General features: G+C 36.2%; 18 protein-coding genes. 1 reads left to right on the top strand and 17 read right to left on the bottom strand.

Translation table 11 applies throughout. The annotated features are described in order from the left end of the window. Nucleotides 1–40 precede the first annotated feature (40 nt). The 17 genes from HX004_RS06310 to HX004_RS06230 all read right to left on the bottom strand — a co-directional run bounded on the left by HX004_RS06310 (nt 41) and on the right by HX004_RS06230 (nt 14,264). Nucleotides 41–961: an urea transporter gene (locus HX004_RS06310; RefSeq protein ID WP_286441503.1), complete on the bottom strand. Its 921-nt coding sequence runs from the start codon at nt 959–961 to the stop codon at nt 41–43. Between the two features lie 20 nt (nt 962–981). Continuing rightward, the gene (locus HX004_RS06305; RefSeq protein WP_286441502.1) at nt 982–1,773 is read right to left on the bottom strand and encodes an urease accessory protein UreD; all 792 of its coding nucleotides are present in this window, start codon (nt 1,771–1,773) and stop codon (nt 982–984) included. Nucleotide 1,774: 1 nt separating this feature from the next. Continuing rightward, on the bottom strand, nt 1,775–2,413 hold the full coding sequence (ureG, locus tag HX004_RS06300) for an urease accessory protein UreG (protein ID WP_286441501.1): 639 nt from the start codon (nt 2,411–2,413) through the stop codon (nt 1,775–1,777). An 18-nt stretch (nt 2,414–2,431) separates the two neighbouring features. Then, a complete protein-coding gene (locus HX004_RS06295) occupies nt 2,432–3,124 on the bottom strand; it encodes an urease accessory protein UreF (protein ID WP_286441500.1) in 693 nt (230 codons plus the stop codon). A 2-nt stretch (nt 3,125–3,126) separates the two neighbouring features. Continuing rightward, nucleotides 3,127–3,624, bottom strand: a complete 498-nt coding sequence (locus tag HX004_RS06290) for an urease accessory protein UreE (protein WP_286441499.1) — start codon at nt 3,622–3,624, stop codon at nt 3,127–3,129. Nucleotides 3,625–3,714: 90 nt separating this feature from the next. Continuing rightward, entirely contained in the window at nt 3,715–5,436 is a 1,722-nt protein-coding gene (ureC, locus tag HX004_RS06285) for an urease subunit alpha (protein ID WP_286441498.1), read from the bottom strand. Further along, complete coding sequence (locus HX004_RS06280; RefSeq protein ID WP_286441497.1) at nt 5,433–5,807, bottom strand: urease subunit beta; 375 nt, start codon at nt 5,805–5,807, stop codon at nt 5,433–5,435. The genes ureC and HX004_RS06280 overlap by 4 nt, the downstream gene beginning before the upstream one ends. A 17-nt stretch (nt 5,808–5,824) precedes the next feature. After that, nucleotides 5,825–6,127 (bottom strand): urease subunit gamma, encoded by a 303-nt coding sequence (gene ureA / locus HX004_RS06275; protein ID WP_286441495.1) that lies wholly within the window; start codon nt 6,125–6,127, stop codon nt 5,825–5,827. Nucleotides 6,128–6,529: 402 nt separating this feature from the next. Further along, the gene (locus HX004_RS06270; RefSeq protein WP_286441494.1) at nt 6,530–7,111 is read right to left on the bottom strand and encodes a hypothetical protein; all 582 of its coding nucleotides are present in this window, start codon (nt 7,109–7,111) and stop codon (nt 6,530–6,532) included. A gap of 126 nt (nt 7,112–7,237) precedes the next feature. After that, the gene (locus HX004_RS06265) at nt 7,238–9,436 is read right to left on the bottom strand and encodes a TonB-dependent siderophore receptor (protein WP_286441493.1); all 2,199 of its coding nucleotides are present in this window, start codon (nt 9,434–9,436) and stop codon (nt 7,238–7,240) included. Nucleotides 9,437–9,461: 25 nt separating this feature from the next. Beyond that, the gene (locus HX004_RS06260; protein WP_286441492.1) at nt 9,462–9,968 is read right to left on the bottom strand and encodes a GNAT family N-acetyltransferase; all 507 of its coding nucleotides are present in this window, start codon (nt 9,966–9,968) and stop codon (nt 9,462–9,464) included. Between the two features lie 7 nt (nt 9,969–9,975). Beyond that, the gene (locus HX004_RS06255) at nt 9,976–10,719 is read right to left on the bottom strand and encodes an ABC transporter ATP-binding protein (protein ID WP_286441491.1); all 744 of its coding nucleotides are present in this window, start codon (nt 10,717–10,719) and stop codon (nt 9,976–9,978) included. After that, nucleotides 10,716–11,714, bottom strand: coding sequence for a FecCD family ABC transporter permease (locus tag HX004_RS06250; RefSeq protein WP_286441490.1), 999 nt, complete (start codon nt 11,712–11,714; stop codon nt 10,716–10,718). Before HX004_RS06250 ends, HX004_RS06255 begins: the two co-directional genes overlap by 4 nt. A 15-nt stretch (nt 11,715–11,729) precedes the next feature. Continuing rightward, a complete protein-coding gene (locus HX004_RS06245; protein ID WP_286441489.1) occupies nt 11,730–12,728 on the bottom strand; it encodes an ABC transporter substrate-binding protein in 999 nt (332 codons plus the stop codon). A gap of 4 nt (nt 12,729–12,732) precedes the next feature. Then, the gene (locus HX004_RS06240; protein WP_286441488.1) at nt 12,733–13,191 is read right to left on the bottom strand and encodes an urease accessory protein UreE; all 459 of its coding nucleotides are present in this window, start codon (nt 13,189–13,191) and stop codon (nt 12,733–12,735) included. A 7-nt stretch (nt 13,192–13,198) separates the two neighbouring features. Further along, nucleotides 13,199–13,906, bottom strand: a complete 708-nt coding sequence (gene hypB, locus HX004_RS06235; RefSeq protein ID WP_286441487.1) for a hydrogenase nickel incorporation protein HypB — start codon at nt 13,904–13,906, stop codon at nt 13,199–13,201. A 13-nt stretch (nt 13,907–13,919) separates the two neighbouring features. Beyond that, a complete protein-coding gene (locus tag HX004_RS06230) occupies nt 13,920–14,264 on the bottom strand; it encodes a hydrogenase maturation nickel metallochaperone HypA/HybF (protein WP_286441486.1) in 345 nt (114 codons plus the stop codon). Nucleotides 14,265–15,241: 977 nt separating this feature from the next. Between HX004_RS06230 and HX004_RS06225 the strand changes: the two genes are divergently transcribed. Continuing rightward, on the top strand, nt 15,242–15,538 hold the full coding sequence (locus tag HX004_RS06225) for a hypothetical protein (RefSeq protein WP_286441485.1): 297 nt from the start codon (nt 15,242–15,244) through the stop codon (nt 15,536–15,538). The last annotated feature ends 106 nt before the right edge of the window (nt 15,539–15,644 follow it).

Here is a 15,644-nt window from a genome sequence, read left to right as displayed (position 1 = left end):
AAAATAAATGTAATACTATAAGAGGAAAAGAACTAATTTTTTATTCTTTCGTGTGAAATAGTTTATTCCACAGGCTATTAAAACCTAATTCTTCTAGTTTATTTACAATCCATTTGTCTAATCGTTTAATAGGGTACATTACCCACATGGCAAATACAAAAGGAAAAGTTAAGGTAGTCCATCCATATTGAATCATGAAGATATCAAAATAAGTAGAAATAATCACACTAATTAATACATACATACCTGCGCGTACTTTATCTTCTCCCATAGCAATTCCACAAAGTACAGCATTAAAGCTAAATACCCCTTCATTAATCAAGGCATTGGAAGCGTGATTGCTGTGCGAAATATACACACTGACAATGACTGCAACAAACCCATATAAGGCTTGTATGGGTCGACTAATAAAAACGCCTAAAAAGAAAACAACACCAGCGACAAAACTTCCCTGAAAGAGTACTTGTCCAAAAGCATGTCCTTGAATTAAAAAATCATCTAATTCCTCAATATCTACAAAATGTTCCGGCACTGAGCGAATAGCTAAATTTGGAATACTTAAAACAAATAGAGATATCCAAGTGAAGATAATAAAGGGGAACGTATATGCAGGTAATTCGCGTTTCATGGTCCAGTGCATCAGTATCGTTGAGCAAACAGAAGAAATTATCATCATTAGATAAACCCACAGACTAGGCTGAAAATAAAACATTAGTGCGATAGCTATTAAACAAGGGTTAAAACCATACTTGCCACTTTCTATATCATCTTGCTCGTATTTCAGTATTTTTGCTGTTAAAATAGCCACTACATTGCTCAAAGAAGCTGCTAGGGCCATATCTGTTGAATCATAATAGATGGCAGCTAGAAACAAAATTCCAGTCATAGAATTTGCCTGTAACATAATTTGCCCAAACCCTTTAAAAAAGGCATTAAAACAGTGAACAAGAAGTGCTTTCATTATTTTTTCTTTTCGTTTTTTCAGGCTAACATTAATTCATCCCAAAGTTTCTGTTGAATGGATTGAAAAATACTAAAGAGTTTCTCTGCTCCTTGCCCTAAGACACGAACCATAAAACCATCTCCTTCAACAGCACTAATTCCAAAGGCAATCGCTTCCATTTCACCATATTGTTCATAAAAAAAATCAATATAGTCTTGTACCGCTATTTTTGCTGTATTATAATAGATTAATGTTCCTTGATGGGTATATCCTTCTAAAATTCCCAAACCTTGTAAGGGCATTCGCTCTGGTTGCAACAAGACATTATCTTTAACGATAAGTTTTCCTTCTTTGTATAATGCAGTGAGATTCTGAAAATGGTGATATTCAAACTCTTCTCCTGATAATTTTCGTCCACAAGTAATAATATCTGATAGTAAAAAATGACAATCTTCTTTTAATTGCACGGTATTTTTACTGATAAAGGTTGAAGCACGTTGAGGCACTACAGGATGAGGAACATAGGCAAAAACACTTCCCTTTTCCATATGTATAACAGTCGTTTGCGTCGATTTGTTTTTCATATGAAAGAGGCGCTGATATGCTTGCGTTTGCAATTGTAATTTGGTATTTTCAGCTAAGTGTATCTCAATGCAATGTTCGTCATTATCCAACAAGCCTGGGGAAGAACTCATAATCATCAAATAAGCGGCTTTATCCTTTTTGTATTGTCCCACAGGAACAATGCGAAAAGGGGGGGTAACATAGGCATCTTTGAGATAGGATTTACCTTGGCGTTGTTCAATTTTAATTTCTAAAGAAGAGACCATATTATCGCACTAAATTCGGTTCATCAATATCTTCTAATAAAGCGTATTTTTTGATCCATCCGACAATTTCTTCTAACCCTTCTCCCGTTTTTAAATTAGAGAAAAGAAAAGGAGCTTCTTTGCGCATGCGTCTAGCATCACTTTCCATCACACCCAAATCTGCGCCAACATAGGGGGCTAAATCTATTTTATTAATGAGTAATAAGTCAGAACGTGTAATAGCAGGTCCCCCTTTTCTCGGAATTTTTTCGCCTTCGGCAACATCAATAACAAAGATGGTAATGTCAGCTAAATCAGGACTATAGGTAGAAGATAAGTTATCTCCTCCACTTTCGATGAGAATCAACTCTAAATCAGGAAATCGATTGGCGAGTTCTTCTACCGCTTCTAAATTCATACTGGCATCTTCGCGGATTGCTGTATGCGGACATCCTCCTGTTTCCACACCAATGATGCGATCGCGATCTAGAAGACTGTTCTTCGCCATAAATTCAGCATCTTCTTTGGTGTAAATATCATTCGTGATAACCGCTAAGTCATATTCGTTTAATAAGCGACGACTCAAGCGTTCTAATAAGGCTGTTTTTCCCGAACCTACGGGTCCTCCAACGCCAATTTTTACGTATTTTCTAGTTTCCATAATAGTCTTGTTTTTAAATTAGGATAAATAAAGTCTGGAATACAATCGCTCGTGTTGCATGGAGCGAATGTCAAAACCAATTGTACACAATCCAATGAGACTGCGGTCCATTTGGAGCGATTCCTCACTCAACTGAAGTAAATCATCGTGTAATTCATATAAAATATCCTGTCCGTCCAATTGTCCTAAAGGCACGAGTTTGACGGCATTGGTTACAACTCCTATCGCTGCATTGTAGTAGAAGGCATGCATCGCCTCTACGAGTGGAATTTTCATAATAGCCGCAAAAAATCCATACATAATACAATAATGATTATATACCGCTTTGCTTTTTATGTGATTTCCCCAGGCTTGAACAAGGGAATTTTCTTGGTGATAGCGACTGAATATTTTATAGAGACGCAAGCCTAATTTTTGACTAGCTAAACGAATTTCCATTGGCGCTTTTAGTGCATTACACTCTTGATCTAAGAGTATTAAATCCTCTAATTGAGCCACTATCGTTGCCTCATAGGCTAATTTCATTAAAGCCGCATCATTATACTTTAAATTGTACCACAAATAGTGTCTTACATACTGATCTGCCGATGCTTTGTCATACACCTTGCCTATTTGAACGTAGGTTTCTAACCCATTTGAATGCGTATAGCCTCCTATGGGTAAAGTTGGATCTGCTAAATGTAATAGTCGGCCTAAAAATGATTGCTGCATGCTTAAATTTTTAATACTATCCCGCCCTTAGGCATCTTGAATGCAATTTTTTTATGTTGTTCGTAATCGACATTGGCATTCAATGGATTACATAGTTTTTTTTGTTCAATACTCGGTTCGTATCCCTTGTTGATTAACCACTGGTGCATGGGGTGTTCATAGGGCATACACAGTGAAGAGTCTTCAATAAAAAGAGGTAAATGCTTATTGCCTATTTCACTAGCAACCCAACCCAGTTTAATCCAATGATCCACGGTTAAAACAAGAGCCTCACAGGGCAAAATAGAAACCATAATAACCTGATGTTCCTCCTCATATAAAATATCCCCTTCGCGCAAGATTTGTCCCTGACCTAAAAAGCGAATTGCAACAGCTTGTCCCGCTGCAGTGCTAAGTCGCTGAATGCGTTTAGTAGCTTGATACCAGTCAATAAACAAATAATCAATTTGTTTTTCTACTTCTTGGGCTTTACAATTGCGTATAACTTGAGTGATAATCATTCTTCGGCATTAAAAGGGAGAATACAAGGCCAAAAGAAGGCCTTGTATTCTCAAGTTGAATTGGGCTATTGTTTGTTGTTCCTATCTGAATTAAAATAAAAAGTAGCGCTGTCCTAATGCCACTTCATCTATGGGTTGACAAGTGATTTTCTTACCGTCAATACTCACTTCATAATTTTCTGGATTCACTCTAATTTCAGGTGTAGCGTGATTGTGAATCATATCTGCTTTGGATATGTTTCTACAATTTACTACTGGGAGTAAGGTTCTTGCAACCCCATATTCTTCTTGTATTCCTTTGTCCAAAGAAATTTGAGAAACGAAGTTGAAACAAGTTTGTGTCACTGCTTTTCCCAATCCTCCATACATTGTTCTTAAAATGATCGGTTGTGGAGTTGGAATGGATGCATTCGCATCTCCCATTTTGGAGGCTGCAATCATTCCCCCTTTGATGATCATTTCGGGTTTCGCACCAAATAAAGCAGGTTTCCAAATCACTAAATCGGCAATTTTACCTGGCTCAATAGAACCTATATATTGAGATACTCCATGCGCAATGGCTGGGTTAATGGTATATTTAGCAACATAGCGTTTGGCGCGGAAATTATCATTATCACGACCTTCATCTTCTGCTAAAGGGCCGAGTTGTTTCTTCATTTTATCTGCCGTTTGCCAAGTTCGGGTTACTACCTCTCCCACTCGTCCCATCGCTTGTGAATCTGAACTCATAATGCTGAATACACCTTGATCTTGTAAGATGTCTTCTGCTGCAATGGTTTCTGGACGAATACGCGAATCTGCAAAAGCGACATCTTCTGGAATATCCTTACTCAAGTGGTGACAAACCATCAACATATCCAAGTGTTCGTCTATTGTATTTTTTGTAAAAGGACGCGTTGGGTTCGTTGAAGCAGGTAATACATTGGGATACATGGCAGATTTAATAATATCTGGTGCATGCCCTCCTCCTGCTCCTTCTGTGTGGAAAGTGTGGATGACACGACCGTTAATCGCTTGCATGGTATCTTCTAAGAATCCTCCTTCATTTAATGTATCGGTGTGAATAGCTACTTGTACATCATATTTGTCCGCTACGGATAAAGCTCTATCAATCGTTGCTGGGGTTGCTCCCCAATCTTCGTGTATTTTTACACCCAGGGCTCCAGCTTCAATTTGCTCAATAATAGGGGCTTCCGTTCCTACATTTCCCTTGCCAAAGAAACCAAAGTTCATCGGCAAGTGATCTACTGCTTGCATCATGCGTTTCATGCTCCACTTACCAGGTGTTACTGTAGTGGCATTGGTTCCATCCGCCGGACCTGTTCCGCCTCCAATCATGGTGGTGACTCCACTATACAAAGCCGTTTCAATCTGCGTTGGACTAATATAGTGGATATGCGTATCAATTCCTCCTGCTGTGACAATAAAACCTGCGCCACCATGTACTTCTGTTGAAGCGCCAATAATCATATTAGGCGATACATCATCCATCGTATCGGGATTTCCCGCACGACCTACACCTACAATCCTTCCATCTTTAATTCCAATATCGCCTTTTACAATCCCCCAATGATCAAGGACAATCGCTCCCGTAATCACCAGATCCAATACCCCTTCGTGACTCAAGTGATTTGAGGATTGCATCATACCATCGCGAACAGTTTTTCCACCGCCAAATTTGCTTTCATCGCCATAACTAGCAAAATCTTTCTCTACTTCAATGATAATAGCGGTATCTCCTAAACGCACGCGATCGCCAACTGTGGGACCGAAAATAGCGTTGTAATTTGCTCTGCTAACTTTTAAACTCATACACTTTTGTTTTTAAAGTATTGTTTTTCCACTTTCTTCATCGCAGCGATTTTAGCCTCTTCAGAAATTGTTTCCCCATTAACTAAATCATTGTGTCCGTATATTTTACGCGCACCTGCATAAATAACTAGTTCAACTTCTTTTTCTTCACCGGGCTCAAAGCGAACGGCTGTACTCGCAATAATATTCAGGCGTTTGCCAAAGGCAGCCGCTCGATCAAACTCCATCATCTTGTTTACTTCAAAAAAGTGGTAATGAGAACCTACCTGAATGGGTCTGTCCCCTTTATTTACTACTGTAATCGTGGTAACTGCTCTACCTTCATTACAGATAATTGCTTCTTCTTTACTAAAATATTCTCCTGGAACCATTGTACTTTATGTCTTCGTTATCGAATGGGATTATGCACTGTTACTAACTTCGTTCCATCAGGAAAGGTAGCTTCAATTTGAACGTCGTGAATCATTTCGGGAATGCCTTCCATTACATCCTCACGCGTTAATAGGGTTGCACCATATTGCATGAGTTCAGCTACTGTTTTTCCATCTCGAGCAGCTTCTAAAAGTTCGCTGCTGATATAGGCAATCGATTCGGGATAGTTTAATTTAACCCCTCTCGCCTTGCGCTTTTTCGCTAGTTCACCAGCTAAGTGCAAAAGCAACTTTTCCGTCTCTCTCGGTAATAAATGCATAAATAATTTGAATTAAAATTGAACAATACACTAGCCAGCCAACCAGCTAAAAGTGATTAGTTTTTAAAATAAAATAAAAGAGTTGTTTTTGGAAGGTCACCTACTTGTATAGGGACAGAAACTTAAAGATTGATTGTTCTGCCCTCCTGTTTGTGCTATTTCCTTTTGACTTCTTTGTTCGGATACTAAAGTAAAATCCGATGCGATATAAGACCGTTCCAAGTATTTAGGAGGAAGTGCAAATGCCCCACCTAAACACAAAAGAAAAAAACACAAAACGAATCGTCGAAATAATGCTTTCATAATTGCCTTACACCTTGTTTTTAATTACACCACAAAGATAACTTCAATAGGGCTCCATTAATAGCACAAATCTTGACTAAGCTAGGATAAAATAGGGAATTATGAGCTTTGAATAGCATAAGTATCGCATAAAGCATCAATTATGTGTTCAAATAACTTCTTGAGGGCTAATAGTTCGCTAAGTTCGAGTCGAGTTGATTCAACATAAATAGCAATTTCAAAATTATTTCCTATTAAAGGTTCTCCCCATATCCCCTCTTGTTGATCTATAAAAAGACCTTCAATATTTAAATCAATCAGTTTGTTCTGAATTTCTGGACGTAAAAAAGCTAAAGATTCCATTTTAGGTGCATGAATCTGATACTGTTTATTAAAAATAGAATTTTTTGTTTTTAGTAAATGACCCTGAAATAAATTAATTAGGCGGTTTAGGAAACTAGCCTTTTCTATCCTAATTTTAATGGGTTTGTGATGTTTAAACTTGCAATATATTCGAGTAATAAAAGATTCATAACTTCTCGTACTAACTGCACTTGTAAAGCAGTGATTATCAAATACAATAGAAAAATCTTTATAAGTGTAAATAACTTTGGGTGAATGCCAATACCTTCTTTCTATGAAAGAACCATCAATTGATGTACTAAATGCTTTCCAATATATATTGTCTTTCTCTGTAAACATTAGATTTAGCTTGAGTCTATGAAAATAAATATAAACAATATTTTTAGGTTTAGAAAGATAGAGGCTCATTAATAAAAAACACCCTCAAGAATAAACTGAGGGTGTTGAATAATACTTATACTTTAATTAAAATGAATAGCTCAAAGCAGCCATAATATTACGGGGTGCTCCTGCAAATACGCGGGTGTAATCAAAACCACCTAAGAAGTAATAGGTATCAAAGATATTATTGACATTTAAAGCAAGCTTGAACTTATCTACGTGATAGTAAACCGCCGCATTTGCTGTAGTATAAGCGGGTAAATATCCCCACTGTGCATGGCCAGCAGTATCTTTTCCAATACTTTCACTCAATCTTCTTTGGTCAACATAGTACATACCTGCTCCAAATCCAAGCCCTTTCAACGCTGTTGTTGAGAAAACATATTTCAACCAAATGCTTCCAGAATTTTTAGGTGCACCAGGAAGTAATTCTCCCTCTTCAGCAGCAATAGCAGAAGATTTTACTTCTGTCTGATTGAAGGTATAATTGGCCATCACCTGAAACTCTTTGGTAATCTGTCCTCGCACATCTAATTCCACCCCTTGAGAAAGTACACGACCTGATTGACGATATACTGGTAACCCACCTTCTGTTACTTGTCCGGTTCCAATTAGCATATTTCTTCTTTCAATGTGAAATAAGGCAACATCCATCTGCAATTGATTGGCAAAAAAGCCCATTTTTACCCCTGTTTCGATTTGAAAGCTACGCTCAGATTTGAATGGACTATCGGCTCCATAATCAGAATAATTCGATACAAAGTTGGCCGAGATGGGAACATAACCTTGAGAATAACTAGCAAAATAATTTATTTGATCATTAATCAAATAAGTCAATCCCAAACGGGGTAACCAAACATTTTGGGTAGCTGTAAATGTTTTCTTTGCATCTGTTGTTTCAGATTCATAACGTTCCTGTCTGATTCCCATAACCATCTTTAGTCGATCTCCAATCGATACCTGATCTTGGATATAAATTCCTGTACTTTTATAGGGACTCATAAAAGGATATTGTGAATTTGATCGCCAAACATAAGTGGAAATATCAGCTCCTTGATAGGTTGGATTATTCATGTCAAAAGTAAGGGCTACGGTTTCCCCATGAACTGTTTTTGAACGCGCTTCTCGTTGATAGCTATTTTTATCCCCTTTGTATTGGGCGTAATCAATACCAAATACCAAGTGATGATCGATGTTTTTACCGTATTTATCCCATTTTAAGTAAGAAACTACGTTGTCTGTATATTCCTTGCCATGACGATCAAAAAAACGCAAGTTTACAATCGTTTGTTCTGGATTTGCATAGGTATTCAACGTTCTGTGCTCATTCAAATCTTCTTCATAGATTGACTTCATATAATTGACATGTAAGTTTAGATCATTTGTTAAACGTTGACTAAGTCGCCCACTGATGGTGGTTGTTTTCGTTTTAAAATAATCAGAGGGTTGGCTCAACGTAAATGTGCGAGGCAAACCGTATAAATCACCTCCTTTTGTGCTCATTCCTCTATCGAGATAGCCATTAAATTGATCAAAAACTAAATCAACATCAATCGTTGTTCCTGCTGTAGGTTTAAAAGTAAAAGAAGGTGCTACAGCCATGTTTTTTCGATTATTGATATCTCTAAATGTTTTAGAACTTTCATAGCCTGCATTTAAGCGATATAATATTTTTTTGCCTGAATCCAACGGACCTCCTACGTCAATGGTCGTGCGTAGTGTTTCAAAACTTCCCGCTGAGAATTGAAGCAATCCCTTGTGTTCTTCTAAGGTCTTTTTTGTTACCATATTGATAGTCCCTCCAGGAGCAATATCGCCAAATAAAGAGGCACCCGGCCCTTTTAAAACTTCAATACTCTCAAAATTCAAAGTCATAGGAGAACGATAATAACTTTCTCCAAAACCATAGGCTGAACGCATGCCATTAATGAGTCGAATACCGCTATCATACCCACTTTTAAAGCCGCGAATAACAAACTCATCGTATACAGAAGCTTGAGTAACACCCGCCAAATCAGGAATAATATCCGCCACTTGAAAAGCTTGTTTATCCTCCATTAATTCACTGGAAACAATAGAAATGGATTGGGGTAAATCTTTGATTCTTCCACTGTATTTTCCTCCTAAAACGGTTGAATTGGTCAAATAAGAATTATCTCTTCTTGAAGTAACTACAATTTCATCCAGGTGATTTTCCGTTTGCTGTGGAGTTTGTGCCATAAGCACCGTTGGGAATAAGCACCATAAGCTTCCTATTCCTATTTGTTTTATATATTTTTTCATGATATTATTTTATAAATTGAAGTTTTTAATCAGAGAGACTTCTGTTCATGTGTAAGGTGGTAAATCCTCCATCAGTAGAGGTAGTTACGAGTTCAAAACCCTGTTTTTCCCAATACTCCAATGCACCTGTCAAAAAGGGATGTGTATGTAAATACAAGCGTTCAATTCCTTTAGCAACAGCTTGATGAACTAAAACCTCAAAAAGTTGAGTAGCCAACCCCTTTCTTCGATAAGAGGGCTCAATATACAAGCGAACTACTTCAACGGTTGCATAATCTTTATACTGCAGATAATCAAAACGCTGATCATAAGTTAACATTCCAATCACACCTAAAATGCTTCCTTTTTGATCTCTTGCTTGCAAAAAACAACCTTGAGAATTCGTTAAATAAGTTTCTTTAAAGGCAGTAAGGTCACGTGGAACGGTACTGTGATCCAGCATGGGAAATAAAAGCTGTCTGCATTTTTTAACATAAGCAACAACTTCTTCTATTTGTTGTTCTTGTACAGAAGTAATAAAAATTTCTTGCATAATTCAACTAAATTAGAGGGGCAATCATTAGTTTTCCTTGATTATCTAAGGCGTATAACGGCAGTTGATAGGTTTCTTCTAATGCATGATGAAACTCTTCTTTTTGAAGGGTTTGCATATTTGTTAATTGTTTGTTTTGCATGAGATAAAATTGATCGCCATACATAAAAGCTAGATTGGGATCATGCATGATACAAAGAATAGTCATACCTTCTTGTGCCAGCTGTTTCATGCATTGTAATACTGCTACTTGATAGTGTAAATCCAAGTGATTGGTTGGTTCATCAAGCATGAGAATGTCTGGCTTTTGAACGAGAATACGACAGAGTAGAACCAATTGACGTTCACCTCCTGAAAGTGCAGTATAGGGCTTGTTAATCAGATGTATAAGATTAAATCGCGTCAATATATGGTGTACTTCTTCTATATCTGTTGCTGTGGGAGACCATCTTGAAAAAGAAGCTCGTCCAGTTAAAACGACTTCTTTAACCGTAAAAGGAAAAGTTGTTTGATGAAATTGATTTAAAAAACCGATTTTCAAATTTGAGCGTTCTTTTCCATCAAACGAAATATGTCCGGTAAATTTTTGTTCTAACCCAGCCAAAATAGAAAATAAAGTAGATTTTCCACTGCCATTTCTACCGAGAATAACAGATAATTTCCCTTTTTCAAATGAAGCATCGAGACCTGCTAATACGCAGTCTTTACCATAAGAAAAAGACAAATTATGTAGGTGTATAAATGGTTTCATGAGTTCCAGTAGTTTAAATTTTTTTTCATCAAATAGATAAAAATAGGTGCACCAATAAGCATTGTAAATACGCCAACGGGAATTTCAAAAGGCATAATAGCTCTGGAAAAATCGTCAATTAACAAGAGAAAAGATCCTCCAATGCTAATATTAGCCCATACCCCAATACTGTTATTCGGTCCAAAGAGCATTCTAGTTATATGAGGCACAATTAAACCGAAGAGACTAATTACGCCTACGGCTGCTACTGCAGAAGCAGTGATCATCGTTGTAACACAGATTAAAGTAAGTTTAATGTATTTAGGATTGACTCCTACAGCTAAGGCTTCGTGATCTCCTAACGCTAAAAGATTTAATTTCCAGCGCAAAAGGATTAGGATTAACAATCCAATTAATATAGGACCTAGAGCCGTTTGTACTTTGAGCCAAGAGGCCGTGTGTAAATTCCCCATAGTCCATTGTACAATAGCTTGTAGCTTATAAGGATCACTCAAATACTGCAATAAAGTCAATAAGGCAGTAAAAACACCAGATACAATAATACCAGATAAAACCATACTGACCAAAGAAGTTTTACTTCCAGCATAAGATACAGTATACGTTAAGGCCACTGCGCATATACCAAAGATAAAAGCAGAGAGATTAACTGAAATAAAGGGAAAAAGCATAGCCAACGCTGCTCCAAAAGCAGCTCCAGAAGAAATACCCAAAGTAAAAGGATCTACGATGGGATTTCTAAAAATAGCTTGTAAGACTCCCCCGGATACAGCTAAAGCAGCACCTACTAAAAAGGTCAGTATAATACGAGGTAAACGCACATTCCACAAAATGGTTTCTATTGGATCAACACTTAAAATTGTCGCATCAAAGCTCTTCATCAAATAGTGGAACAAATCAGCAACAGAAAGATTCGTGGTTGATCCCAATAACAAGGATCCAATGAACAATAAGATCGGTATAATCCACAAAAGAGTAACTTTCAAATGATAACTCATAGCGTAAACTAAATTCTAGTGTTTTTTAACATATAATACCTGCATTGCTTCTTCTAAATCGCGTTCTAGGGCTGCCGCAGTATAAGCCGGATAAGACCATTGTCTCACCTGCTTAGCAAATAATAAAAATTTCACCGTATGTGGATCATATAAAAAAGAAGGACGCATTACTTTGACTTGTTTATTTACTACAGCTGGTAAATTGGCCAATTCACTTAATTTATAAACATCATTTGCATTAGAATTCCAAAGAATAATTAGATCAGGATTCCATTTATACAACATTTCAGCGCCAATATTTGGCGCTTGCATGGCTAAAGGACAAGCATTTACTGCTCCTGAAAGTCTAATAGCCATATCCATTAACGTTCCCTTTCCTGAAGTTGAGAGTACACGTCCTTTTGACCAAGCATAATAAACCGTCTTGGGGTGATCCATCGGTATAGTTTCCATGACTTGGATTTCCTTTTCGATATAATCGGTTATTTTAGTAGCACGATCTGATTGGCCAACTAAAGTACCAATTCCTTTTAGTTCATTAATAATCCCAGCAGCATCTTCACTCGCAATGGTAAATACAGCTATACCTAGATCTTCAAGTTGAGCAATAGCCTCTTTGTCTTGATCAAAAGTTAATACAAGATCGGGTTGTAATCCGATTAAGGCTTCAATACTGGATGCTCCACCACCAAATGTAGGGGTTGCAATTTGTTTTTTTGCCATACGACTATCTAAGGTTGAAAAAAAAGCAAAAGCATCTTCATTTAAATAGGTCTGTTGTGGAATCCCAACTAATTTATCTTGGGCATCTAGCATAAAGATATCGTCAACTAATGCTTCGTATAAAGCTACAACACGAGTAGCCGCATGCGGTAATTTCACCTCTTTTCCTCTACTGTCGATGGCACTGACTGCAGTGTCTGAGGAAACTTCTACTGGTAGTTTTGTCTTTTGTTTACACCCCTGTGCGAAGCATAATAAACACACAAGTGGTATGAAAAATATTGTCTTCATTAATTTATAATTGTGCATGTTTCTCATGAAGAAGCATACGAAATAATAATTGCTTTTTTACTAAGGTAAGGTCTAAAGTAAATTTGGCTGTTAATTGTTCATATAACGGACCATCATAAGGAACAAGAAACGCATGATCTTCAACATCAATAAAAATGGGGAGATGCCTATTGCCTATATAATAAGTGAAATCAACAATTAAATCACTTTGTTTAGAGGTAAATTGAATCGCTAATGTAGGCTTAATTATAACCTGCGCAATTAACTTCCCTTTGGAATACAAAGCGTCTCCTTGCTGCCAAACAGGATGTTGCTGTTTTTCAACTTGTAGCTTAACGCCACCTTTAGTTAATCGTTTGAATAGATGCTTTTGTGTTTCAAACCACTCAATTTCAAACAGATCTACTCCTGCTATAACATCCTGTTGTACTTGAATCTCATCAATGTTAATAAGGGGTTCCATCTTCAAATTATTCCGTTACTTGAGCCTTTTTGGCTGCCACACGTGCTTCTAACCATTCGCACCAAGTTTCAATCCCTTCCCCATTTAGCGTACTAATAGTTACAACTTCAATGTTCGGATTAACTTCTCTTGCATCTTTGGTCACATTTTCAATTGTAAAAGGAACATAAGGCAATAAATCGGCTTTTGAAACCAACATTAATTCGCTAGTTAAAAACATTCTCGGATATTTTTTAGGTTTGTCATCCCCTTCTGTTGTAGCGAGTAAAGTAACGCGATAGTCTTCTCCTAAATCAAAGGCAGAAGGACATAATAAGTTTCCTACATTTTCAATAAACAATAAATCTAAACCTTCTAAATCCATGTGATCTAAAGCTTGTAAAATCATTTGAGCTTCAATATGACACATTCCACCGGTAACAATTTGAAGCGCATTTAATCCCACTTCTTTCATGCGAACTGCATCGCGATCAGTTTCTGGATCACCTACTAAGACTGCGATATTTAGCTTTTTTCCTAAGCGTTTTCCTGTTTCTTGCATCAAGGTCGTTTTTCCTGAACCTGGAGAAGAACACACATTAATCACACAAATATTTTTTAGGCGTTGTCTAATTGCATTAGCCACAAAATCATTGGCTTTTAACAAGTGTAGCGTTGTATTATCGCATTGCAATGACCCTACTCGATTTCCTAAACTTTTTGGATTTGATGACATAATAAATACTATATTAAGATTGTTTGATACTAACTTTCGAAATGTATAATTCATTCCCTTGCACAATAGTTGTGGATGGTGTACCACAGGAACAAACAAAACGGTGATATTCTACTTTAAAATCGCGATTGCACTCTTGACAATGTGCCACAATATCTTGCACTACTACTTCTAGTTCCATTTGCCTATATTTTTGATGTTCTATTATAAAAGCATCAAATGCGTTTTGTATGAGCACAGGTTGTACATTAGATAACAAACCTGCCGTGATTTCTATTTTTGCAATATCCTCTACTCTAGTTTTATAATGCTCTTCTAAAGTGGAAAAGATATCCTTCACGATTGACAATTCATGCATCGCTTACTAATTTAATTCTCTAAATACATTTTCTAAAACAAATAAAAAGCACCTAAACAATAGGTCTTTTTTTTTTCTTAACAACCAACTTCAAGTACTGCGTTAGTGTCAAATTATTCTATCGTATTAATTCTCCTAAAAGACATTTTTTTCTTAAAGTAAGAATTAATACTGCTACTTTTCTTTACTAAATAACCTTTAAGTGGTTTAAGTATAAAAAGTATTGATTGTCTAGCTAAAGTATTATTATAATTGGATTTTGCTAGAATAACAGCACAAATGTAGGAACTGTTTTAATTCTAAAATAGCACAAATCTTGACTATTCTACCATTAAATAGGGATATATCTTGAAGTATTCCCTTTTTTGCTTTGAACTACTTGTTTCAAAAAGATTCTAGTTATTTAGGAAGTAGCACAATGGGAGCGAAAACAGTTACAACAGTTGAAAAAATAGCTGTAGAAACTCAAGAAGCAAACTGTATTGGTGAATGAGATGATTTTTAATCTAGTAAAGTTATATAGCAAATCGAGATAACAAATTTTAAAGTTATTTATGATTGACATATTCTGGCTAATTTTAGAAATAATGGTATCTTTTTAGCTACCATACTTCCTTAACTTTAAATGAATAAGTATAGCACATCTGAACTATTCAAAAATGACACAACACTAGATAACATATATCTAATACGGGCTGATTAAAAGGATGCTATTCTCTTAGAATTAAGATAGATATGTTTTAATATTCTCAAATATTGAACATTTCACTATAAAATTAAGATTTACCAAGACTAAACCTATACCTTGTTTCTACAAACACAAGAGCCAGCTGCCTTTGGCTGAAATTTAGCCTATCTTAAAGCAATTAACTGCGTGTATAATTATTATTCAATAATATTAAAAACAATGTTAATTGTTGTTTTTAAGTCTTAATAATTCATAATTTCATATCATTAATCTTAAAAAAATATATTTTATGAAAAAAAGTTTTTTATTAGCTGCGGCTTTATTGGTGGTAGGGAGCAGTACGATGGTGGCAAAAACAGTTTCAACAATGGAGAATCCAACGCTAGAGTTTAAAAAAGAAGTAACAAGTGAATTGTATTTGTTGGAAGTTTTAGCTCTTTATACTTATGAAGTTTTATATTCTGAAGAGATGTGTTTAACAACTGAGGAAGCGTTATTAGATAGAGGGTATGAATTAGTTGAACTTTATGGCGGTTTTGATGTAGTAACAGTTGGGTTTAGTGCCATTGGTGATTGTGAACTTTAAAAATATTAGATGTTAAATTAGGAGCTATTTCAATAAATGAAATAGCTCTTTTCTATTCTTATAGTATTTATCTTTTTATTCAAAAGTGAAAGGAAATTTCCTTCTA

The sequence above is a fragment of the Myroides sp. 1354 genome (assembly GCF_030324495.1).
GTDB lineage: Bacteria > Bacteroidota > Bacteroidia > Flavobacteriales > Flavobacteriaceae > Flavobacterium.
This window is presented reverse-complemented; position numbering and strand designations above follow the sequence as displayed.